Here is a 23,817-nt window from a genome sequence, read left to right as displayed (position 1 = left end):
CCCAAGGGCGCGTTGCCTGGTGGCATCCGCCCCTGGGCCCGGTAACCAGCCTTAATAGTCGCGTTCGAAGTAGACCCCGATGGTGCTTTCGCCGTCGCTGCTGACTGATCCGCGTGCGCGAAGGCTTTCCGAGATGTCGAGGTTCAGGTTCAACTGCGTCTTGCCGCTATCGCCTACCGCGACATCGGTATAGACATTGTCTGTCAGATACTTGCCCGCGCGCACCTGCACATTTCCTTCGTCATCTGTTTGCAGATCCAGATCGTCCAGCCCGACCTGATTGCGCAGATTGCCGATGATCCCTTCGCCACCGCGCCCGGCCAGAACGGCGACCGCATTGGCCAGTTGGGCCGCCTGCAAGGGGCTGATATTGTCCAGCCCGCGCCCGAACAGCAGTTGCGACAGGACTTCTTCTTCGGGCATGTCGGGCGACGCTTCGAAGATGATGTCGGGATTGCGCGCCTCGCCGTCGATGATGATGCGGGTGGTGATGCCGTCCTGCGAGGTCTCGGCCACCAGGCGGAGCACCGGCACCAGGCTGCCCTGCATCTCGACCAGTCCTTCGGTCAGGACAAAACGCTTGCCCAGCAGGTCGACCCGACCACGGATCAGCTCCAACGTGCCGATCGGAATAACGTTCCGGGTGGTGCCCGACAGGCGAATTTGTCCGCCCATTTCGGCATCAACGCCGCGACCACGGATAAACACCTGGTTCGGGGCGTCGATCAGCAGGTCCAGGCGCGGCGGGTTTGCCGGCGGCGTCGCCGCTGGTCCGCGCATCCCCGCATCCTGAGAGGCGAGGCTGGGAAAGGCCTCCAGCCCGGCCTTGGCGCGTGTTGCGCGTACGGGGCGGGTGTCGCCGACATGCTCGATATCAGGGATTGCCTTTGCGCCGCCCAAACCGGTCGAGGGGATACGGATCTCGGCCTCGTCGATCATGATGCGGCCCGAAATCAGCTGCCCTTCGGCCGCTGTCCCGGCGAACCGCAGATCGCCCCTGACCTGCGTTTCATAGAGGTTGGGGTCGCGCAGGGTGACGCCGTCCAGATTGATCGCGATATCCTGCGCCCCTGTGCCGACATTGACTGAGCCATCGACGCGGATCGTGCCGCCCGCCTCGACGCCACTGCTGCCGTTGATATTGATCAGCCCGTTTTGCAGTTGCGCCGTGACATTGATCGGCGACAGCGTGATGCCCAGCCTTGGCTCGGCCGCGCGGCCATTGTTCAGCGATACCGTGCCACTGATCGCGTCCAGACCCGGAGGGCCCTGCATCAGCAGGTCAAAGCTGATCGGCCCCTCGACCGCCCGTGTGCGGATCAGCGGATTGGCCAGCGCCGCGTCACTGACGCCCGTCACCCGCAGATTGGTCGTTGAAAAATCACCCGTTGCCGTGCCGGTGACCTGCGCGCGCGTGCCGCCCGGTGCCGTTGTGGCCAGATTGACGGCAAACTCGCCGTCTGACTGTTGCTGGCGGATGGTGCCGGTCATCGTCGCCGGCCCGGCAAAGCCCGGCTGCACCAGCGCCAGATTGTTCAGCGTGGCGTTGAGATTGATCCCGGTTTGCAGACTGCCATCGGCCGTCACGTTCATCTGAGGGTTGCGCGCGACAAAGCGCTGCAAGGTCAGGATCTCGCCCCGCTGTGTTGCCGCCAGATCCAGCGTGGTCTGGCCGGCCAGTACGGGGTCCACCCGTGGCTGCCCGATGGCAAGCCCGTTTGCAGTGCCGTTGAGTGTGATCTCACGCGTGCCGGACTGATCGAGCATCCGCCCGTTGACATTGACCCCGCCCGAGACACCTCTCCCGAGAAAGCGCAGATCGCCCGCCACCAGATTGGCGCTGAGGTCGGTCACGCCTGCGCCGACCTGACCGGACGCGGTCGCATCCAGATTGGCGTTGTCGATCCGGGCATCCTCGATGGTGAACACGCCATCGCGCAATTCACCCGTGAGGCTGATATCGGTTGGCCCCGACAGCGCCGCATCCAGATCCTGTTGGCCCATCGCCAGATCGCGGCCCGTGCCGGTGACATCGACCTGTATCGCGCCGTCACTGCCGGCAACGGCGCTGGCATCCGCGACCAGACTGCCTTGCAGGCCCGCGCCCAGAGCTGCCAACTGCTTGAAATCAATATGACCGCTGAAGTTGGTCTGATCGCCGCCGACCACGCCCTCGGCGGTGATCTCGGCCTGATCGTTCAGGATATGAGCCTGATCGATGGTGAGAACGCCGTCCTTTTCTGTGCCGCGCATCGTCAGCCGCGTCTCTCCGGTCAAGGCGCCGTCGACCTGGCTTTGACCAAGGGAAAGATCCTGGCCGCTGCCGGTGATATCCAGCAAGCGCGAACCGTCGTCCTGATCAAGCACCCGGCCCTGGGCTTGCAGCGAGCCGCTCCAGCCTTGGCCGAGGGCCGCCAGAGAGCGGATCGACATATCCGCCGACAGATCCGTTTCACCGGCGCCGTAGACACCCTCTGCGGTCGCCTGCATCTGGTCGTTGCGCAGTTGCGCCTCGCGGATGGTAAAGACGTCGCCCTGTTGTTGGGCCCGGACCAGAATGTCGGTTTCGCCGGTCAGCGCGCCATCGACGTTTTCCTGCCCCATGCGCAGATCGCTGCCCTTGCCAGTCACATCGAGAAAGCGGATGCCGTCCTCTTCGCGCAGCGTCGCGTTTGCGGTCAGCGCGCCGGACCAGCCGCGTTCCAGCACCGTCAGATCGGGCACTTCCACACTGGCCTGTGCGTCCATCTGGCCGGGCACCAGATTGCCCTCGCCGGTTGCCTTGATCTGCAGGTTGGTGATCTGGAACTGTTCGACCACATAGCCGCCATCCTGTTCGCCGGCGAGGACCGCCAGATTGGTGGTGCCCTGCAAGGCGCCGTCCAGTTCGGCAATGCCGGTCTTGAGGTCTTGGGCCTCACCGCTGATGGTCAGCCGCCGCTGCCCGGTGGGGCCGTTCAGAAACGCCTCTGCCTCCAGCGATCCGCCCAGTTCGGCATCGGCATCCGACAATGAGGGCATCGAGATGAAGGCTTTGACGTCGCTGGAATCACTGTTGATAACGCCCTCGGCGCTGACGGTCAGGCGCTGTGCATTGACCAGAAATTCCGACAGCGTGATGCCGGTTTCGTCGCGCCGCGCCTGCAAGCTGATGCGCGATTCGCCGGCCAGCAGGCGATCAAGCTGCGCCTGATCCGCCGAAATATCCGTTCCCGTCACCCGCACATTCACGTCAAAGCCGCGCGACAGCACGACATAGTCGCCGGACACGACCGCCTGTGCGCTGCCCGTCAACGGCCGGCCCGCCAGTTGCGACAGCCGCGTCAGGTCGTCATAGCTGGCCGAGACATCGCCCGACACGGTGATGCCACTGCCAAGCCCCGAGATCAGCATCTGCCCGGCCAGCCCGTAATCCGAACCGTCCAGCGTCAGTTCGGACAGTTGCAGTGCTTCGCCGGGTGTGAACTGGAACTCGGTCGAGCCGGTCACGTTCTCGCCGATGGCCTGCGCCATTGCGGCATCGTCAAAGTCCATCTGGCGGGCACCAAAGCGGATCTGGCCGTCGATGCCGGTCAGTTCGCCTTCGTCCAGCGCAACCGTCCCTGATCCGTCCAGATCCAGTGAACCGATGCGAACGCCTTGTTGATCCAGTTGGCCGACCCGACCCGACAGCAGCCAGCCGTCGCCTTCGGCGGCGTTGTATTGCAGTTCCAGCCTGCCGTCATTCACGCGCATGTCGCCGCCGCCAAAAGGCAGCACGACCGGCACCTCGGTCGCACCGGCATCGGCACCAAGCGTCATCAGCAGCACCGCGGTTTGCGGCGCGCCGTTTTCGTTCGTGGTGAGCGAGCCCGACACGTTCAGCGCATCGGTGTCGATCATCAGCACGGGCAGTTCCAACCGCCCGTTATCGCCGCGCCAGCCCTCGGTCAGCAGCTGCGTGTTGGGGCCGAAAAAAGCGCGATTATCGGGCGGCAACAGGCTGGCCACATCGCCGCCCAGTTCCAGCCTGAACGCGGTGCCGGGCGCGCCATCCTCGGCCGCGCGCGCGGTGGCGCTGGCCCGGCCTGTGACGCGGGGCTGGCCATCGGTTGCCAGTTGGATTTCGGCGGTAAAGTCAGACAGCGGTCCCTGGCCCGAGATTTCCGCCTTGACCGATGGCTTGTCATAAAGATCGACCAGATTGACCAGCAGGCCGTCGGCGTCTTCGTCCAGTTGCAGGTCCAGACTCAGGGTCTGGGTTTCATTCGCATAGCCCGCATCCAGCACGAACTGGCCGCGGGGGCCGTCCAGCCGGTCGATGGACAGTTGCGCCGTGCCCTCGCCGCCTTCCAGTTGCATTGTGCCGCTGACCTTCAGCGATGCGGGCATGCCGATGATGGGTTCGCCCAGTTCGACCCGCTCGGCCAGGATCTGATCGATCCTGATCGAGACCGGCAGATCGGGCAGCGAGAAGGGCTGAGCCTCGGCGGTGGCCTGCTGTTCGCTTTTTGGCAGGCGCGGCAGCAGGATCTCGGCGGCGGAAAGCTCGGCGATCTCGATCCGGCGGCGCAGCAGCGCCGAGCGGTTCCACTGGATCGCACCGTCATTCAGCGTCAGCCACGTGCCATCGGCATCCGCGATGGTGATGCTGTCATAGGTAGCACGCGAGGACAGGGCGCCCTCGAAGCCCTCGATGATGACCTGTCGCCCTGCGCCCGAAAGGTTCTCTTCCAGCAATCGCGTGATGAAGCCGCGATCATCCTCGGTCTGTTCGGAAATTTCGGCGGCGCTGTCCTGCGCGGCCACCCGTGCAGGTGACAGCGGCAGCAGCATGATCAGCGCCAGAAGAACGAGGATTTTCCGTATCATCATCAGAATGCCTGTCCCAGACCAAGGTAAAGCTGCACGCCATTGCCGGTATCGCCGGATACCGGACCGGCGAGGTCAAAGCGCAGCGGGCCGATCGGTGTCTTGTAGCGAATACCAAGCCCCGCGCCGGCGTGATTGTTGCTGTCGCCCTGAAAACTGCCCTCGGTCCAGACCTGACCGAAATCGGCAAAGGCAACCAGCCCGATGCGTTCGCGCACCTGAAAACGCAGCTCCGCGTTTACATTGGCCAGGCTGAGGCCGCCGGTGCGGATCGGGCCATCGGGGCCGGGAATGACATCAACGCCAAGCGATTCAAAAGGCTGGCCGCGGACCGAGCCGCCGCCACCCGAATAGAACAGATATTCGCGGGGCGTTTCGCCAATGTCCGAGCCCAGCACAGTGCCCAACCGCGCGCGGCCGGCGACGGTAATGCGATCATCTTCACCGAACGAGACATAGCCCCGTCCCTCGCCCTGCACCTGTGCCCCGCTGCCTGTTTCCTTGAGCCCAACAAAGGGCACGACGTCGCCCGACAGCCAATAGCCGCTCTTGGCATCGGTGGGTTCGTCACGCATGTCCCATTCGACATTCATCGGCAGCGCGATCACCTCGAAATCGCTGGTCCCGTTGGCATCGGTCACGCGCGATTTGCCATAGAGGATCGAGATATCCGCAGTCAGCCGATCGCTGAAGATGTGATTCAGACCAAAGGCAATCGCGCCGGTGTCGGAATCGTAATCCTCTTCGCGCCTGCGGGTTACGGTGGTCTCGAAATAAGCGGTCGTGTCGGCGGTGATGGTCGCGGGCCGGTCCAGACGCAGCTTGAACTCGGAATCCAGCCCGCTGACATCAGAGCTGATATCCGAGACTTCGCCGTCGATCCGCAGGCGCTCACCGCCGCCCAGCAGGTTGCGATGCATCCAATAGGCCGAAACCATGGCGCCGTCGGTATTCGAGATCTCGAACCCTGCACCGATTCGGCGGGGCTTTTGCTCGACCACCGTCAGCGCCACATCCATGGTATCACCGGCGCCCAGAACATCTGCCTCTTCCAGCGTGATCGCCGAAAAGACGCCGCTGCGACGCAGGCGCTTGCGCACCGTGTCCAGTTCTTCGGGGTCAAAGCGCTCGCCCTCGGGGAAGCCGGCGATCTTGCGCAGGCGACGCGGGTCCATGCGCTCGTAGCCGCTGATGTTCAGCTTGCCAAAGGTCACGACAGGTCCGGGAGCCAGCCCGATGCGGCTGTCGATTGCGTTCTGATCGTGGTCTGCGACAATGTCCTGGGCGCCAATATCGGCCTTGGCGTAACCGGAATTGCGCCAGCCATCCACACCAGCCAGCGCGGCCGACTTGATCGTGCCGGTGCCGCCGGGCTCGCCCACCGCGTAGTCGCTGGGGATATCCGATTGTTGCGCGACCGGGGCGATCTCTGCGCGCGAAAAGGTAAAGCGCGGACCGGATTCCACCGCCACCACCACGTTGTTGACCACCTCTGGCGCGTCCAGCGGCGCAACCTCGGCGGCCTCGACACCGTCCAGCGTGATATTGATGATGGCCGAATAATACCCCTCATCATACATCAGGCCCAGAATGCGGGCATAATCGGCGCGGGCCGCCGCCAGCACGTCCTGACCGGTGCTTCGGCCCTCGGACAATGCCGCCGAAATCAATGAGGTATTGCGTACTTGCCGGATCAGCGCGTCATCGTCGCCGGAAACAGAGATATCCAGTTTGACCGGACCGTCGGCTTCGCTATTGCCGCCAAATAGCCCGGAAAGGCCCGAAAATGGTGATGAAGACTGTGCGAATACCAGCGCAGGCACCGTCAAGGCCACCGACGCAATCAATCCAGCCCGAAAAAGCTTCATCTATCCTGCCCTGCCTGTTTTGGCCTCTTTTGCCCTAATTTTGCAGGTCGTGGGTACAAATTCCAGTGAAGAGTAGGGTTTGTGCCGTTAACTCAGGTTAATCCAGCGCAGCGAGGCAACCTTGCAACGCCGCCATGTCGTCCTTGATCAGCAGCAGGGGCACATTTTCGGGGATCTGGCGCATCTGTTCGTCTGACAGAAAGGCAGGGACCAGCAGGTCCAGCCGGTTCGACAGGCTGCGCCCGACGCTACCTGCCAGAAACATGCCGTCCATCGGCATGAAGCGCAGGGCCAGTTCGCGGCACATCAGTCCGAACATCTCGGCGAACATCCGATAGGTGGCATCGGCGTCCGGATCGCCCTGCGACGCGGCCTCGGCGATCATTTCGCTGCGAATGGGTGCCGTATCGGTGCGCAGCGCGTGCAGTCGTGACAACCCGCGCCCGGCAAAGGTTTCCTCGACCGAAAAGAACTGGTCGGCCTTGTCGGCCAATTCGTCGCGCAGCCGATCCATGATGATGTCGGGCAGATAGGTATGGCCCTCTTCGGCCTCGAGGCAGGTGATCCGGTGGTCCGACAACACCTTGACCGCACAGACGTTAAAGCCCGTGCCGGCGCCAACCACCAGCGACTGCCCATTGCGATGCCGCTCGGCGGGTGCCTCGCGCAGAATGCCCAGCCCATCACCAGACAGCGATGGTGTGGCATAGCCCAGCGCGGTCAGGTCGTTGATCAGCCGGACCTGATCGGCATCCGTCAGCCGCGCCAGCCGGTCTTCGGAAAAGTCCCAGTCGCGGTTGGTCAGCTGCGCCATGCCGCCGGACACCGGCCCTGCCACAGCCACGGCCACGCTGGTGATGCGCGGGGCGTCCTGTTCTTGCAGAAACTGCCGCACGACATCGTCGAAGCTACTGTAGTCGTCACCTCTGAAACGGGTGACGGTCTCGCCGTCGATCACGCCGTTCCGCGCGATTGCCAGACGTGCGTTCGTTCCACCAACATCGGCCAGCAAAGTCGCCATGGTTCCTGCCTCTCCCTCGGACTGTTAGCGCCCACATACTAGATCGCCGCGCAACTGACGAGCGTGCATCTGCATGATTTTCTTATTTATGCAAAGGCCGCAAGAGCAACCGGACCGTTCCAGCGCCCTTTGCATCCACGATTGATATTTGCTGATTGGCCGGTAATGTCGATCCATCTAAAAAGCCACCAGGGAGAAAAGATAGATGAGTAAACGCGACGATTTGATCGCAAAATACGCGGCGGACCTGAAGGACAAGGTGGGTGTCACGCCCGACATGGATCTGCTGACCAAAGTCACGATCGGCTGCGGGCCGTCGATCTATAACGCTGATGCGGAAACCGTATCGGGTACGGACAAGGCAGAGCTTGAGCGTGTAAAGGACAGCTATCTGGTCAAGAAGCTGGGCCTTGCCGACGGGCCGCAGTTGATGGAGGCCATCGACGCCGTGATCGAAAAATACGGCCGCTCGAACCGCAACAAATATCGCCCGGTGGTCTATTACATGCTGTGCACCCATTTCGGGAAACAGTCGGTCTACGCCTAGGCGATCAGCCCTTTGATCGCCATGACATGATCGGGGCTGGCCGCAAGGCAATCAGCGGCCAGTTCCGTGGCGGCGGCAACAGGATCAGCGGCGATCCGGTCGATCAGGCCCCAGTCCAGTGCCTGCTGCGCGTCGATCCGCGCGCCCGCCATCAGGATCATCTTTGTCCGCGCCGGTCCGATCAGCGCCGCCATTCTGCGCGGATCGCTGGGTTGCGGCAGAAAGCCCCGCTTCATCACCGGATAAAAGAAATTCGCGCCGGGCACCGCGACGCGCAGGTCACAGGCAAGCACCATGCCAAAGGCACCGCCCGCCAGCGTTCCGTTTAGTGCCGCTATCGTCAGGCAAGGCATGGTCGCGATCCGGGCCGACAGACGTTCCCATTGCGGGGACGTGGCCAGCCCGCTTTTGGCCTCTTCCAGATCGGCACCGGCGGAGAAAACCTTGCCCGCGCCGGTCAGGATGGCCGCGTTGCAATCAGTCGCTGCAATGCGGTCAAATTCCTCGGTCAGGCGCGACAGCATCGATTCGGTCAGGGAATTGGCCTTGTCCGGTCTTTCGATCCGCAAAACCTGTATACCGTCCTGCTGAAATGCGCTGATCACCTGAACGTCCCTTTCGCATTTCCCCGGCCTGTGCCACATTCCGGCACAAATCAGGACGATACTAATTTGCATTGAAAGGTATCCGGTATGTTCCGCAGGCTTGCAACCTCTTCGCTCGCAATGGCCGCAATGGCCGTTCCCGCGCTATCTGAAATCACCCCCGCAGAAGTCTGGGATCAACTGATCGCCGAAAATGAATCTGTCGGCATCGAATTGACCGAAGGCAGCCGTGAAGAGGCCGGCGATACGCTGACCATCACCGACGCGGTGTTTTCGAATGAATCCGCGACGTCGTCGATGGAAATGACGATGCCCAAGGTCGTCCTGAACCAGACCGGCGATGGCGGTGTCCGTTGGTTCCTGGAGGGCGACGTGACCGGCAGCATCACCGAGGTCACGCCGGACGACACGGAAATCGTCATTCCCTTCACCCTTTCGATGCCGGTCAACGAGACGGTCACCACCGGGTCGTTCGAAGATCTGACGCATGAATACACGGCAGAGACAGTAACTGTTACCATGGAATTCCCTGTCGATGAGGGACAAAGCGCACCGGTTCCGCTGACCATTACCATGGAGGGCCTGAGCGGGACCCAACGCTCGATCGAGCAAGGTGCTGCTGGCGGACGCGAGGTCGATTTCGACGGTGCCATCACCAGGTTGGGCTTCGCGCTGGACGCCAATATCGAGGAAGGCGAAGGCCGCGGCGCGGGGACAGCGGCGGGCGAGTACGTCATGGACGGGCTGGAAATGACTGGCCGGTTTGTGCTGGCGCAAGGGGTCGATAACCTCGAAGAGCAGCTTGAAGAGGCCCTGCGTGGCGGCATGGAGGTGGTGCTGGACGCCTCCTATACGGGCGGCACCGGCAGTTTCACCTTCAACGGTACCGACTCGGATGGCGCCCCGACCAACGGTGAGGGCTCGATGACAGCAGGTCCGGGCAAGCTGAGCTTTGCGATGTCGGATGAGGGCCTGACCTATTCTGCGGATGTCGAGAGCAGCACGAACACTTTCAGCAACAGCAGAATGCCGTTTCCGGTGCAGTATGCTCTGAACGCTGGCAGCTTTGAACTGGCCATCCCGGTCCTGCCGTCCGACGAGCCTGCGCCGTTCACCTTTAAAAGCGCGATCTCGGGCCTGACCGTCAATGATGAGGTCTGGGCGCTGTTCGATCCCAACGCCCAACTGCCGCGTGACGCCGCTGACCTCAACATCGACGTGGCAGGCGATCTGCTGATGACAGAATCGCTGCTCAACCCGCCGATGAATCCTTCTGCACCGGAACCTTCTGGTGAGGCACAGGGCGGGGACGAGGCAACCGGCGACGATATGGCTGGTGATGATATGGCCGATGACGGCGAGGCCATGCCCGGGATGGAGGCGATGCCAGAACCGCCGATGCCCGTGAAGGTCACGATCAACGATATCTCGCTGAAGGCTGTCGGTGCAGAGGCCAAGGTGCAAGGTGAGTTGACGGCACCCGAAGGCGGCACGATGGCCGAAGCCCCGGTCGGCCAGATCACGGGTGAGTTCACTGGCATCGAGTCGCTGATGGGCACGCTGGGCGCGATGGGTCTGATCCCGCAAGAGCAGATGATGGGCGCACGCATGATGCTGTCCATGTTTGCTCGTCCGGTCGAGGGCGAGCCGGGCAAACTGACGACCGAGCTTGAGTTCCGCGACGATGGCAGCATCTTTGCCAATGGCCAGCAAGTGAAGTAAGCGCCCATATGGGTAAACCTCGGGCCGGGCATCGTGTCCCGGCCCTTTCCTTTGAAGACGTGATCCGAATGAGCGACAGCCCCGATCTTGAAACCCTGACGCAGGCGCTGATCCAGGCGGCATCGCAGGCCGGTGCCGACCAATCCGACGCCATCGCGGTCCGCGGGCAATCCGTGTCCATTGATGTCCGCAAGGGTGGTCTGGAACTGGCCGAGCGCGCGGAGGCAACCGAAATCGGATTGCGCGTGCTGATCGGCGGGCGGCAAGCCAGCGTATCGGCCTCGGACCATTCCGACATCACCATCCGCGAAATGGCCGCCCGCGCGGTTGCGATGGCACGCGAGGCGCCGGTCGACGATATGCTGGGGCTGGCTGATCCGGATCAGTTGGCAGAAACGCGCGATGGCGCTGCCCTGCAAATGACGGATCCGGCCCCCGACCCTAGCCCCGATGCGCTGCAGGCGATGGCCCTGCGTGCCGAGGCTGCGGCGGCGGCGCAGCCCGGTATCACGCAGGTCGAATCCGCGGCGGCGGCATTTTCGCGCCGGCAGATGTGGCTGGCGGCAAGCAATGGCTTTTCTGGTGGTTACACGCGCAGCGGTCATTCGGTGTCGGCGGTTGCCATTACCGGGCAGGGCACCGGGATGGAACGCGACTATGCCGGGGAATCCCGTGTCTGGGCCAGCGATCTGCCCGACCCCGAGCAGATCGGCCTGCTGGCGGCGCAGCGCACGTTGGCACGGATCGGGTCGCGCAAACCACCGACCGGCGCGTTTCCCATTCTGTACGATCGCCGCGTCGCACCGACGCTGATCGCGCATTTGCTTGCCGCCGTGAACGGCAATGCCGTGGTGCGCGGGGCAAGCTGGCTGCGCGATGCGCTGGATGAACCTGTCTTGCCAGCGGATCTGACCGTGACCGAAAATCCGCTGCGCCCGCGCTATCCGTCCTCGCGTCCGTTCGACGCCGAAGGGTTGCCTTGCCTGCCGCGCGAAATCGTTGCCGGCGGCGTCCTGACCGGCTGGACGCTGGATCTGGCGACGGGGCGCAAGCTGGGCATGGACAGCACGGCCTCGGCAACGCGCGGACTGACCTCGGCGCCCTCGCCCGGCCATTCCAATGTCAGCCTGACGCAGGGCGACGCCAGCTTTGACGATCTGCTGGCCGACATGGGAACGGGACTGGTCGTCACCTCGATGCTGGGGGCCTCGATCAATGCGACGACCGGGGACTATTCGCGCGGTGCCGCTGGTTTCTGGGTCGAGAACGGCAAGATCGCCTATCCGGTCAATGAATGCACCATCGCCGGAAATCTGCGCGATATGCTGATGACGATCACCGCCGGAAATGATGCCGAGGACTGGCGTCCCGTTCAGGTGCCCAGCCTACTGGTGCGGGGGATGACGGTTGCCGGCGCCTGAAGACGATCTGCGCCTGCTGGAAGATGCTGCCCGGCAGGCGGGGCAGATCGCGATGCGTTTTTGGCGCAACGATCCCGAAAGCTGGGACAAGGGCGGTGATGCTGGCCCCGTGACCGAGGCCGATCTGGCGGTCAATGCGCATCTGGAGTTGATGCTGCGCGCGGCGCGCCCGGATTATGGTTGGCTAAGCGAGGAAAGCGAGGCCGATCTGTCGCGGCTGGACGCCGAGCATTGCTTTATCATCGACCCGATCGACGGCACCCGCGCCTTTATCGCGGGGCAAGAAGGGTTTTCGCATTCGCTGGCGGTCTCTACCGGTGACCGGATTACGGCGGCTGTCGTCTATCTGCCTGCGCGTGACCAGATCTATACCGCCTATGCCGATGGCCCCGCGCTGATGGATGGGCAGCCGATTGCGGTCAGCACGCGCAGCCAGATGCAGGATGCCACTGTGCTGACCTATCGCGCCGTGTCCGAGGCGCAGAACTGGAAGGCAGGCCAGCCGCCGCCGTTTCGCCGCGAATTTCGTCCCTCTCTGGCGTGGCGGCTGTGTCTGGTGGCCGAAGGCCGCTTTGATGCGGCGCTGTCGCTGCGCTCGGCCTGGGAATGGGACATTGCCGCAGGCAGCCTGATCGCGCAGCGCGCGGGCGCGGCGGTGACCGACAGGCGGGGCACGGACATGCGCTTCAACAGCCCGCGCGCTGCGGTCGATGGTCTGGCCATCGCCGGACCGATCCTGCATCGCCTCTTGGTTGATTCGCTGGTCTGATCCGGGATTCGCGAAGCCCGGGCTTTGTGTCGCACAGACCGATAAAATTGAAGATTTCCTTAATCTCAGCGAAAAAAATCGCAAGATTCGTAAAATTTCACGCGAATCTGCCTGAATTTTCACGCGCTTTTCACGCTGGATTCACGCCATGGGGCGATAACTGGTTTCAGCAAACACGGCGTGACCTCAGCAAGTCAGCAGACAGCGCCAAGCGGGAGACCCACGATGTCCATTCCGAACGAACAGCTGGATACCCTTATCGCCGCCCTTCAGTTCTTGCGTACCCTGCCGGTGGGCGCGGAGAATGAACCGGAACAGCGGACTGCGCAGGCACTGACTGCGGCGATTTACGGGCGGTCGAGGGCGGGTTTTCCTCAGCCCGGCCACGACCGCCCGGCTCCTGTCGAATTCGAGCGGCTGGCACGCGAGAACGACTTGCTCGTTCACCAGCTAGATGTGTTGGCATCCGCTCTTGGCGCCTGCTCGAATTGCTGGGGCACGATCCATGATTGCGAAGAATGCAACGGCCACGGCAAGCCCGGAGCCCTGCGACCCGACCGGCAGAAGTTTGAGCGTTATGTGCTGCCGGCCTTGACCCATGTGATGGGCGAACGCCCGACACAACCCGATGTAAGATAACCAGTTGTCGCACGATATCCGACGAGCCTTATTTTAACGAGTTTCCCCCCCGTCGTGGCTTGCGGATAGGCGGACGGGCAGCCCCAGGGCTGCCCGTCTTTTTATGTTCTTCTCATGCAAAACATGCCGGGGCGCGTTCAGCGCCGCCGGACCTGCTTGACCCCGACCACCATTCGCGCCAATCTGCGCCCACGTCGGGGGAGTCCCACCTAGGGGACTGAGAGGCTGACAGGGGGAAACCCCGGTGAAGCGACCCTTTGAACCTGACCCAGTTGATACTGGCGTAGGAAGACCGAAGGGCAACTTCCCCCGATCGCATCAAGGGGTGGTCCTTTGGGCCAGATGGCCCCTTTCTGCCAAAGTTTTCGCTTGGGTCTTTTCGAAAGAGGAGACCGGAATGAAAGACCTACCACCCACCATCACCACTGGCGCGCTGCCTGCCTCGACCAAGATCCATGTCGCGGGTCAGACGCATGATATTCGCGTGCCGATGCGCGAAATCACCGTCGCGGGCGAGGCGCCGCTGATCGTCTATGACAGCTCAGGCCCATACACCGCCGATGGCGCAGAGACCCATATTTCGCGCGGGCTGCCCGAGGTTCGCGGCGGCGGCTGGCTGCAATCGCGCGGCGAGTGCGAGGAATATCCGGCGCGCGCGGTGACCGATGCCGATAACGGTTTTGCCTCGGGCAGCCGCCTGACGCCGCCCTTTCCGCTGCAACGCCCGCCCTTGCGAGCCACGGATGGGCGCGCGGTGACGCAACTGGCTTATGCCCGCGCCGGGATCATCACGCCCGAGATGGAATTCGTGGCCATTCGCGAAAACGAGGGCAGGCAAGCCGCCGGCGCCCGCGACGGCGAGCCTTTCGGCGCCGAACTGCCCGATCTGGTCACGCCTGAATTCGTTCGCTCGGAAATCGCTGCTGGCCGCGCCATCATCCCTGCCAACATCAACCACCGAGAGTTGGAGCCGATGATCATCGGCCGCAATTTCAAGGTCAAGATCAACGCCAATATCGGCAATTCCGCCGTCACCTCATCCATGGAGGAAGAGGTTGAAAAGATGGTCTGGGCGATCCGATGGGGCGCTGACACCGTGATGGACCTGTCGACCGGTCGCAACATCCACAACATTCGCGACTGGATCATCCGCAACGCGCCGGTCCCGATCGGCACCGTGCCGCTGTATCAGGCGCTGGAAAAGGTCGGCGGCATCGCCGAGGATCTGACATGGGAGGTCTATCGCGACACGCTGATCGAGCAGGCCGAACAGGGGGTGGATTACTTTACCATCCATGCCGGCGTGCGGCTGCACATGATCCCGATGACGGTCAAGCGGGTGACCGGCATCGTCAGCCGTGGCGGCTCGATCATGGCAAAATGGTGCCTGCACCATCATCGCGAGTCGTTTCTTTATGAACGTTTTGACGAAATCTGCGAGATCATGCGCGCCTATGATGTCAGCTTCAGCCTTGGCGACGGGTTGCGCCCGGGTTGCATTGCCGATGCCAATGACGAGGCACAGTTTGCCGAGCTGCGGACCCTGGGCGAACTGACCAAAATCGCCTGGGCCAAGGACTGTCAGGTGATGATCGAAGGGCCCGGCCACGTGCCGATGCACAAGATCAAGGCCAATATGGACGAACAGCTAAAGCACTGTCACGAGGCGCCTTTTTATACGCTTGGGCCGCTGACGACCGACATTGCGCCCGGGTATGATCACATCACCAGCGCCATCGGTGCGGCGATGATCGGTTGGTTCGGCACCGCGATGCTGTGCTATGTCACGCCCAAGGAACATCTGGGCCTGCCCGACCGCGACGATGTGAAGACCGGGGTCATCACCTATAAACTTGCCGCCCACGCGGCCGATCTGGCCAAGGGGCATCCGGGCGCTCAGCGGCGCGACGACGCGCTCAGCCGTGCACGGTTCGAGTTCCGCTGGCAGGATCAGTTCAATCTGGGACTGGACCCCGACACCGCGCGCGAGATGCATGACGAAACCATGCCCGCAGAGGCGCATAAGGTCGCGCATTTCTGTTCGATGTGCGGGCCAAAATTCTGTTCGATGCGGATCAGCCACGATATCCGGGCAGAGGCCGAACGCCAGCAGGGCATGGACAAGATGGCCGAGAAATTCCGCGAAGGCGGGGCACTGTATATGCCTGCCGAAGAGGTGGCCGCCAAGGAAGGTGCCGAATGATCTCGGTTCTGGGGGCGGGTGTCGCGGGGCTGTGCGCCGCGACCTCGCTGGCCCGGGCCGGCCTGCCGGTCGAGGTGATCCTGCCCACGGATGCACCGCCGGCTGTCTCGGCCTTGGCGGGCGGGATGCTGGCACCTTTTTGCGAGGGTGAGGATGCCCCGGATCTGGTCGTTACACGAGGGGCGGCTGCACTGGACTGGTGGTCCCGGTATACGCCCGTCACCCGGCGCGGGACGCTGGTGCTTGCGCCGCCCCGCGACAGCGCAGAACTGGACCGTTTCGCGCGTGCAACGACCGCACATCGCTGGGTTGAACCGGCCCATCTGGAGCCCGATCTGGCCGGCCGCTTTGTGCGCGGGTTGTTCTTTGCCCGCGAGGGGCATCTGGACCCCGGGGCCGCGCTGGCCGCGCTGCGTCAGGGGTTGCTGTCGCGCGGCGTGCACTTTCGCGACCGGCCTTCGGCGGGTCGTGGCGACAAGATCGTCGATTGCCGTGGCACGGCGGCGGCTGATCTGCTGCCTGATCTGCGCAGCATTCGCGGCGAGATGCTGATGATCCACGCGCCGGATGTCACCCTGACCCGCCCGATCCGGCTGATCCATCCGCGCTTTCCCTGCTATGTCGTCCCGCGCGGCGAGGGCCGTTATATGATCGGCGCGACCATGGTTGAAACCGCGCAAGCCGGGCCGATCACCGCCCGCGCGGTCATGGAACTGTTGGCCGCCGCCTATGCGATTCATCCGGCCTTTGCAGAGGCCCGACTGATCGAAACCGGCGTTGGCCTGCGCCCGTCTTTTCCAGACAACATACCCGCCCTTCGCCGCGTCGACGGGCGGGTTCACATGAACGGAATGCATCGTCACGGCTTTCTCATGGCGCCTGTCCTGGCGGATGAACTGGCCCAGATGCTGACAAAGGAGACAGCAGATGCAGATTAAGCTGAACGGCGCCCTCATCGAAACCAGCGCAATGACGCTGGATGACCTGATCACCGAGCAGGGATTTCCGGCAGATGCCGTTGCGACGGCTGTGGACGGCGCCTTTGTGCCGCGTGCCGCGCGCATGAATGCCCAACTGGCCGAGGGCGCCAGCGTCGAGGTTCTGTCGCCAATGCAGGGGGGGTGATCAGATGTTCTACGGCGTCGATCTGAGAAGCCGTCTGATGCTGGGCACGGCGCAGTATCCATCGCCCGCTGTCCTGCACGACGCCATCGAGGCGTCGGGTGCCGAAGTGATCACCGTTTCGCTGCGGCGCGAGGGGCATGAGGGCGCAAAATTCCGCGATTTGCTAAGCCAAACTGGCTGCCGCATCCTGCCCAACACTGCCGGATGCCATAGCGTGGCAGAGGCGGTCACGACGGCGCGGATGGCGCGTGAACTGTTCGGCACCGACTGGATCAAGCTTGAGGTGATCGGTCACGCCGACACACTGCAACCCGATCCGTTCGGACTGGTCGAGGCCGCCCGCATCCTCTGCGCTGATGGTTTTTCGGTGTTTCCCTACACCACCGACGATCTGATCGTTGGCGAAAAGCTGATCGAGGCGGGCTGTCAGGTGCTGATGCCGTGGGGCGCGCCCATCGGTTCTGGTCAGGGGCTGCGCAATCCCGATGGGCTGCGCGCATTCAGGGCGCATTTTTCGCAGATCCCGCTGGTAATCGATGCCGGCATCGGCGCGCCCTCGCAGGCGGCCCAGTCGATGGAAATGGGATATGATGCTGTGCTGCTGAACACCGCCGTTGCCCGGTCTGCCGATCCCGTCCGCATGGCGCATGCCTTTGGTCAGGCGGTGTCGGCTGGGCAGGCTGCATATCAGGCCGGGTTGATGCCGCGCCGCGATATGGCGGTGGCTTCGACCCCCATATTCGGCATGGCGGAGCTGGCATGATGACAACACTCGATCGCTTTTATCTGATCGTCAGCGATGTGGCCGCGCTAGAGCGTCTGGTGCCGCTGGGCGTGCGGCTGGTGCAGCTGCGTCTCAAGAACAGCCCCGAGGCTGAACTGCGCCGACAGATTGCGCGTGCGCGCAGCATCTGTGCCGCCCATGGCGCGCAGCTGGTGGTCAACGATCACTGGCAAATTGCCCTGCAGATGAACTGTGATTTCGTCCATCTTGGCCAAGAGGATCTGCAAGGCGCCGACCTGCCCGCGCTGCGCCGGGCTGGTATCCGCTTTGGTCTGTCGACCCATGATCACGACGAGTTGGAGCGCGCGCTTGCCTGCAAACCGGCCTATGTCGCGCTGGGTCCTGTCTATCCGACGCTGCTGAAAAAGATGCCCTGGGCACCGCAGGGGCTGGAAAAGGTGCGCGAATGGCGGCGTCTGGTGGGCGAAGTGCCATTGGTCGGGATCGGCGGGCTGACGGTGGACCGCTTGCCGGGCCTGTTCGCGGCAGGTGCCGACAGCGCCGCCGTCGTGACCGACATTCAGGCCGCCGATGACCCCGAACGACGCTGCGTCGAATGGATCGCCGCCACACGCGTGGTGTCCACGTGACCCGCTATGACCGCCAGACCTGCCTGCCAGAGATCGGCTCGGCGGGGCAGGCACGGCTTGCCGCGTCGCGCGTTCTGGTCGCGGGCGCGGGTGGATTGGGCGCAACGCTGCTGCCTTTGCTGGCTGGCGCAGGTGTGGGCGAGATCCGGGTATACGATCCGGACCGGGTCGAAGAAAGCAATCTGCACCGTCAGATCCTGTTTCGCATGACCGATCTTGGCCGACCCAAGGCGCAGGTGGCGGCTGAGGCGCTGACGGCGTTGAACCCCGACTGCCGCGTCACGCCGGTTATCGCTCGGCTTGGTCCGGACAATGCGGCAGATGAAATCGCCGATGCCGATCTGATCTTTGATGCGGCGGATGCCTTTGCCACGACCTATGCGCTGTCGGACCTTTGCCGTGACATTGGCAAGCCGCTGATCAGCGCGTCGGTTCTGGGGCGTCAGGGTTATGTCGGCGGCTTTTGCGGCGCTGCGCCTAGCATTCGCGCGATCTTTCCCGATCTGCCGTCCAATCTGCAAAGCTGTGCGACCGCCGGCGTCATGGGGCCGGCAGTGGCCACGCTGGGCGCGCTGCAGGCGCAGATGGGCCTTTCGGTGCTGCTGGATCACCGGCCCTCACCGCTGGGTCAGCTTGTCAGTCTGGACATGGCAAGCTGGCGCATGTCCGGATTTCGCTTTGATGATGCGCAAGAGCCCTTGACGGCTGTTCCTCAGGTGCTGGGCTGGGGGCAGATCACCGCCGATGATCTGCTTTTTGATCTGCGCGACGCAGCGGAACTGCCCAGCCTGACCAGCGCTCAGGTGCAGCGAATGCCCGCTGCCTCCGTCGCCGCACTGAATCCGCCGGGCGATCGGCGCGCGGTCTTTGTCTGCGCAAGCGGGCTGCGCGCGTGGCGTGCTGCGCGCGTGCTAAACGACGCAGGGCATGCGCGCGTGGCGATCCTGGCCGATCCGCGCGAGGGCTGACGCACCGCCCTTATCGCGCATCGGGCACGGGCAAAAAGTCCTGATCGCGGGTTGATCTTGCTCGCACGAACGCGACAACGCCACCGGTCCGGTCAGCGGCACAGACGCGCTTGTGACCGCGTGTTTGGCCATGACGGATTGTGCCATAGGGTCAAAAAAAGTAGGTAAAGGCAGTTTTTTGGGCCGATTCAGTCGATCCAGAGCTTTTGAAGGATGCGCGCAACGATGACGACCGAAACCCCTGAGGCCGACACGACCATCGCTGAGGCGCAGGCTGCTGCGGCCGAACCGCAACGTGGCAAGCTGACATTCGAAAGCGATCCGGGCGCATCGCGGTCTGTCTGGCTGGCGGGGATTATCCTGTTGCTCATCATTCTCTGGATGGGCAGCGGTTTATTTATCAAGGACGAGCCGGTCGCCGCCGCGCCTGTGGTCGAGCCCGAGCCGCCAAAGGTCGTTGTGCGCAACTCGCAAGCGTCGGCGGTCACGCTGAACTTCCGCGCCGAAGGACAGGCAGAGCCGGAGCGGGATACGGGCGTTCGCTCCGAGGCGTCGGGCACGGCGTTGCAGATCGAGGTGGCCAAGGGCGACAATGTCGAGGCCGGTGCGGTCATCGCCCAGCTATCGACCGAAGAGGCCGAGGCCAGCCTCGATCAGGCCCGACAGGAACAGACTCGCGCGCAGCGGGAATTCAGCAATGCCAGTGAGCTGCGCGAACGTGGCATCGCCACAACCGATCGCGTGACCGAGGCACGGGCCGCTCTGGCGGCAGCCGATGCGCAGGTCGCCCTTGCCGATAAGGCGATGCAAAATCTGACAATCACCGCGCCTTTTGCCGGTCGGGTCGAGACCCTGGCGATCAATGAAGGAGAGTTCGTATCGGCGGGCGATGAGGTCGCACGGATTGTCGACAATGATCCGCTGACGGTATCGTTTCAGGTGCCGCAGCAATCTCTGAACAGGCTACAGGCTGGCCAGACGGCGACGGTTCAATTCATCACCGGTCAGACGATCGAGGGCGTTGTCAGCTTTGTCGGGACCGCCGCTTCGACCGCGACCCGGACCTTTCTGGCCGAGATCGAGGTTCCCAATCCCGGCGGAGAAATCCCCGCCGGTGTGTCTGCCGGCATCGTCATCCCGACCGGCGAAAAGCTGGCCCATTTTGTCGAGCCCTCGATCGTATCGCTGGGGATTGATGGTGAGTTGGGCATCAAGACAGAAGAAGACGGCATCGTCGTCTTCCACCCGATCGAAATCGCAGCCGCCGAGATCGGTGGCATCTGGGCGACCGGTCTTGCCGACAAGGTCCGTATGATCACCATCGGCCAGGGTTTCGTCCGCGATGGCGACGCTGTTCGTGCGCAAGACGAAGAGGCCGCAGCCGCCGACGCCGAGGCCGTCGAAGCGGTCGATGCCGATATCGTCCCCGACGCCACGGAGACGAATCTGTGAACGGACTCATCGACGCGGCCTTTTCGCGCAGCCGGGCGGTCATCATTGCGCTTGCGATGATCCTTGTGGTCGGCGCCATTGCCTATTTGACCATCCCGAAAGAGGCCAATCCCGAGGTGCCCCTGCCCTTGGTCTATGTCTCGACCACGGTCGACGGCATCAGCCCGTCCGACGCCGAACGCTTGCTGCTAGAGCCGATGGAGGCCGAGTTTGGCGCCATCGAGGGGCTGGACCTGATGTCCAGCACTGCCGCCGAGGGTTATGCCGCCATCCAGCTGGAATTCGCTGCGGGCGGCGATATCGACGATGCGCTGGACAAGGTGCGCGAGGCTGCTGACAGCGTGCAGGCCGACCTGCCCGAAGACGCCAGCGCGATCCACGTGGTCGAGATCAACACCGCGCTTTTCCCGATCATCACCGCGGTTCTGTCCGGTCCTGTACCCGAACGGATGCTGAACTCATTGGCCGAACAGGCGCAGGATCAGGTAGAGGCGCTGTTCGGTGTGCTCGAGGTTGATGTCGGCGGCGAGCGCGACGAATTCCTGGAGGTTCTGATCGATCCGACGGTGTTTCAGACCTACAATCTCAGCTTTGAGACGCTGATCTCGCAGTTGACCCGCAACAACCAGCTGATCGCCGCGGGGGCCATCGAATCGGGTGGCGGGCGCATCGTCCTGAAGGTGCCGGGCCTGATCGAGGACATGTCCGATGTGTTGTCCATGCCGGTCAAGGTCGACGGCGACACGGTGGTCACCTTTGGCGATGTCGCGACCGTCAGGCGCACCTTTGAGGATCCGACGGGATATGCGCGCATCGACGGTCAGCCGGCGCTGTCACTGGAGGTCAAAAAGCGTTCGGGCGCGAATATTATCGACACCGTGGCTGAAACACGGGCTGTGGGACAGGCGCTGACCGCCGATTGGCCCAGCAATGTTGATGCGACCTATCTGCAGGATCAGGCAGAAGAGGTGAAGACCTTGCTTTCCGATCTGGAAAGCAACGTGTTGGCCGCAATCCTGCTGGTGATGATCGTCATCGTATTTTCGCTGGGCGCGCGCTCGGCCATTCTGGTCGGACTGGCTATTCCGGGTGCTTTCCTGGCCGGGGTCACTGCGATCTGGGCCATGGGCTATACGATGAACATCGTGGTGCTGTTTTCGTTGATCCTGGTCGTGGGGATGCTGGTCGACGGCGCAATTGTCACGGTTGAACTGGCCGACCGACGTCTGCACGAGGGCGACACCCCGCGCGAGGCCTATGCCCACGCCGCAAAGCGCATGGCATGGCCGATCATCGCGTCGACCGCCACAACGCTCAGCGTGTTCTTTCCGTTGCTGTTCTGGGGCGGCATTATCGGCGAGTTCATGAAATACCTGCCGATCACGGTGATTCTGACATTGGGGGCATCGCTGTTCATGGCGCTGATCTTTATCCCCGTTGTCGGTGGCGCTATCGGCCGCGCGCGCCCGCAGACCGCAAGCGACAAGCTGGCGCAGGCTGCATCAACCCATGGCGACCCGCGTGAAGTGCCGGGACTGACGGGTGCCTATGTCAGGCTGCTGGAACGCGCGATCATGCGGCCATGGGCAACCGTCATTCTGGCCGTTGCCATGCTTCTGGGCTCTTTCGGGATTTACGGTCAGTTCGGCAGCGGGATTTCCTTCTTTCCGTCGATCGAACCCGAATTCATGCAGGTGCAGGTTCGCGCCCGCGACAATCTGTCGATCTATGAGCGCGACGATCTTGTGCGCAAGGTCGAGGATCGCATCATCGGCACCGAGGGGATCGAGACGGTCTATGCACGCTCTAGCCTTGGCGGTTCCGGTCAGGACGACGAGGACGTGATCGGCACGATCCAGCTTGACCTGCTGGATTGGGATACCCGCCCGAAGGCTGCTGAAATCGGCGCTGAAATTCGCGAGACGGTAGCCGACATCGCCGGCATCGACGTGCAGGTTCAAACCGAAAGTGGCGGCCCGTCCGCCGGCAAACCGGTGAACCTGCGGATCTCGGCTGGGACGCCAGAGGACCAGAATGCGGGCGTCGAGCAGGTTCTGGCGATCATGGAACGGCTCGGCGGCTTTACCGATATCACCGATACCCGCCCGCTATCGGGTGTCGAGGTGGCGATCAATGTGAACCGCGCCGAGGCTGCACGATACGGCGCGGATGTCAGCCTGCTGGGTCAGGCGATTCAGCTGCTGACGCAGGGTATCGCGGTGGCAGACTATCGCCCCTCGGATGCCGAGGGCGAGCTGGATATTCGCGTCCGCTTTCCGTCTGGCGACCGCTCTTTGAACGAACTCAGCAATCTGCGCGTGCCGACGTCGACGGGCCTGGTTCCGATCTCGAATTTCGTCTCCTTCTCGGCGGTCGAGCGGGTGGGCGTGATCAAGCGCGTCGATGAACGGCGGGTGACGACGATCGAGGCCAATGTCGCGCCGGGCCTGTTGGTCAACGATCTGATCGTCTCGCTTAGCGCCGCGCTGGAATCGGCGGACCTGCTAGACGGAACCACCTATACGTTCGCGGGTGAGGCCGAGGATCAGCAGGAAAGCATGATCTTTCTGATCAGCGCCTTTGCGGCGGCCATCGTGCTGATGTTCATGATCCTGATCATTCAGTTCAACAGCTTCTACCAGTCGTTCATCGTGATGAGCGCGATCATGTTCTCGATCTCGGGGGTGCTGATGGGGTTGGTGGTGACGGGTCGACCGTTCGGCGTGGTCATGGGCGGCGTCGGGGTCATCGCCTTGGCGGGGATTGTGGTGAACAACAACATCGTTCTGATCGATGCCTATAATGATTTCCGCACCAAGGGATTGAACCCGCTAGAGGCCGCGCTGCGCACAGGTGCGCAGCGCCTGCGTCCGGTCGTCCTGACATCGGTCACCACGGCGTTGGGTCTGATGCCGATGGTGATCGGGCTGAACATCGACTTTTTCCAGCGCAGCATCGTTTACGGTGCGCCATCGACCCAGTATTGGACCGAACTTTCGTCGGCCATTGCGGGCGGTCTGGTGATCGCGACCATCCTGACCCTGATCGTTACCCCTGCGATGCTGATGCTGCGCGACAATTCCAAATCAAAGCGCAGGCAGCGGGCCGAGGCACAGCAAGCGATGGCCGCGACAGCCGGCACCTAGCGTCGGCCCGCCCTGCAGAGCAACTGGCAAACAGCGGGTCAGCCGATTGGCGGCTGCCTTGCAGGACGAGCAAAAGAGTATGGCCGATCACATGCCATTTACGGCA

17 protein-coding genes and 1 riboswitch are annotated in these 23,817 nt (G+C 63.1%); of the genes, 13 read left to right on the top strand and 4 right to left on the bottom strand.

Annotated features, from left to right (window positions below):
• Window positions 1-51 precede the first annotated feature (51 nt).
• The 3 genes from CUV01_RS07180 to CUV01_RS07170 all read right to left on the bottom strand — a co-directional run bounded on the left by CUV01_RS07180 (window position 52) and on the right by CUV01_RS07170 (window position 7,740).
• Entirely contained in the window at window positions 52-4,854 is a 4,803-nt protein-coding gene (locus CUV01_RS07180) for a translocation/assembly module TamB domain-containing protein (RefSeq protein WP_101459871.1), read from the bottom strand.
• Window positions 4,854-6,719 carry an autotransporter assembly complex protein TamA gene (locus CUV01_RS07175; protein ID WP_101459870.1) on the bottom strand — a complete coding sequence of 622 codons (1,866 nt, stop codon included), beginning with the start codon at window positions 6,717-6,719 and terminating at the stop codon, window positions 4,854-4,856. The genes CUV01_RS07180 and CUV01_RS07175 overlap by 1 nt, the downstream gene beginning before the upstream one ends.
• Before the next feature lie 97 nt (window positions 6,720-6,816).
• Window positions 6,817-7,740, bottom strand: coding sequence for a glucokinase (locus tag CUV01_RS07170; RefSeq protein ID WP_101459869.1), 924 nt, complete (start codon window positions 7,738-7,740; stop codon window positions 6,817-6,819).
• 205 nt (window positions 7,741-7,945) lie between these two features.
• On the opposite strand from CUV01_RS07170, the gene CUV01_RS07165 reads away from it, so the two are divergent.
• A complete protein-coding gene (locus CUV01_RS07165) occupies window positions 7,946-8,287 on the top strand; it encodes a DUF2853 family protein (protein WP_101459868.1) in 342 nt (113 codons plus the stop codon).
• Here CUV01_RS07165 and CUV01_RS07160 read toward each other — a convergent pair.
• Window positions 8,284-8,892: an enoyl-CoA hydratase/isomerase family protein gene (locus tag CUV01_RS07160; protein ID WP_232962571.1), complete on the bottom strand. Its 609-nt coding sequence runs from the start codon at window positions 8,890-8,892 to the stop codon at window positions 8,284-8,286. The genes CUV01_RS07165 and CUV01_RS07160 overlap by 4 nt on opposite strands.
• Window positions 8,893-8,979: 87 nt before the next feature.
• On the opposite strand from CUV01_RS07160, the gene CUV01_RS07155 reads away from it, so the two are divergent.
• From CUV01_RS07155 to CUV01_RS07100, 12 genes are all read left to right on the top strand, one after another.
• Complete coding sequence (locus CUV01_RS07155; protein WP_157994804.1) at window positions 8,980-10,614, top strand: DUF2125 domain-containing protein; 1,635 nt, start codon at window positions 8,980-8,982, stop codon at window positions 10,612-10,614.
• Between the two features lie 68 nt (window positions 10,615-10,682).
• The gene (locus CUV01_RS07150; protein ID WP_101459865.1) at window positions 10,683-12,035 is read left to right on the top strand and encodes a TldD/PmbA family protein; all 1,353 of its coding nucleotides are present in this window, start codon (window positions 10,683-10,685) and stop codon (window positions 12,033-12,035) included.
• A 52-nt stretch (window positions 12,036-12,087) separates the two neighbouring features.
• A complete protein-coding gene (locus CUV01_RS07145) occupies window positions 12,088-12,804 on the top strand; it encodes an inositol monophosphatase family protein (RefSeq protein ID WP_101461923.1) in 717 nt (238 codons plus the stop codon).
• Between the two features lie 225 nt (window positions 12,805-13,029).
• Window positions 13,030-13,443: a hypothetical protein gene (locus CUV01_RS07140; RefSeq protein WP_101459864.1), complete on the top strand. Its 414-nt coding sequence runs from the start codon at window positions 13,030-13,032 to the stop codon at window positions 13,441-13,443.
• 186 nt (window positions 13,444-13,629) lie between these two features.
• Window positions 13,630-13,750, top strand: a riboswitch (TPP riboswitch).
• A gap of 90 nt (window positions 13,751-13,840) precedes the next feature.
• A complete protein-coding gene (thiC, locus tag CUV01_RS07135; RefSeq protein ID WP_101459863.1) occupies window positions 13,841-15,646 on the top strand; it encodes a phosphomethylpyrimidine synthase ThiC in 1,806 nt (601 codons plus the stop codon).
• On the top strand, window positions 15,643-16,584 hold the full coding sequence (locus CUV01_RS07130; protein WP_101459862.1) for an FAD-dependent oxidoreductase: 942 nt from the start codon (window positions 15,643-15,645) through the stop codon (window positions 16,582-16,584). The genes thiC and CUV01_RS07130 overlap by 4 nt, the downstream gene beginning before the upstream one ends.
• Entirely contained in the window at window positions 16,574-16,771 is a 198-nt protein-coding gene (gene thiS / locus CUV01_RS07125) for a sulfur carrier protein ThiS (protein WP_101459861.1), read from the top strand. Before CUV01_RS07130 ends, thiS begins: the two co-directional genes overlap by 11 nt.
• Before the next feature lie 4 nt (window positions 16,772-16,775).
• Window positions 16,776-17,534: a thiazole synthase gene (locus CUV01_RS07120; RefSeq protein ID WP_101459860.1), complete on the top strand. Its 759-nt coding sequence runs from the start codon at window positions 16,776-16,778 to the stop codon at window positions 17,532-17,534.
• Window positions 17,534-18,145, top strand: coding sequence for a thiamine phosphate synthase (locus CUV01_RS07115; RefSeq protein WP_101461921.1), 612 nt, complete (start codon window positions 17,534-17,536; stop codon window positions 18,143-18,145). The genes CUV01_RS07120 and CUV01_RS07115 overlap by 1 nt, the downstream gene beginning before the upstream one ends.
• Window positions 18,142-19,113 carry a HesA/MoeB/ThiF family protein gene (locus tag CUV01_RS07110; protein ID WP_101461922.1) on the top strand — a complete coding sequence of 324 codons (972 nt, stop codon included), beginning with the start codon at window positions 18,142-18,144 and terminating at the stop codon, window positions 19,111-19,113. Before CUV01_RS07115 ends, CUV01_RS07110 begins: the two co-directional genes overlap by 4 nt.
• Window positions 19,114-19,338: 225 nt before the next feature.
• Window positions 19,339-20,565, top strand: coding sequence for an efflux RND transporter periplasmic adaptor subunit (locus tag CUV01_RS07105; RefSeq protein ID WP_101461920.1), 1,227 nt, complete (start codon window positions 19,339-19,341; stop codon window positions 20,563-20,565).
• Window positions 20,562-23,711 carry an efflux RND transporter permease subunit gene (locus tag CUV01_RS07100; protein WP_101459859.1) on the top strand — a complete coding sequence of 1,050 codons (3,150 nt, stop codon included), beginning with the start codon at window positions 20,562-20,564 and terminating at the stop codon, window positions 23,709-23,711. The genes CUV01_RS07105 and CUV01_RS07100 overlap by 4 nt, the downstream gene beginning before the upstream one ends.
• Window positions 23,712-23,817: the final 106 nt, after the last annotated feature.

Source organism: Paracoccus tegillarcae, assembly GCF_002847305.1.
GTDB lineage: Bacteria > Pseudomonadota > Alphaproteobacteria > Rhodobacterales > Rhodobacteraceae > Paracoccus > Paracoccus tegillarcae.
Note: the sequence above shows the minus strand (reverse complement) of the source record. Positions and strands in the feature narration are given on the sequence as shown.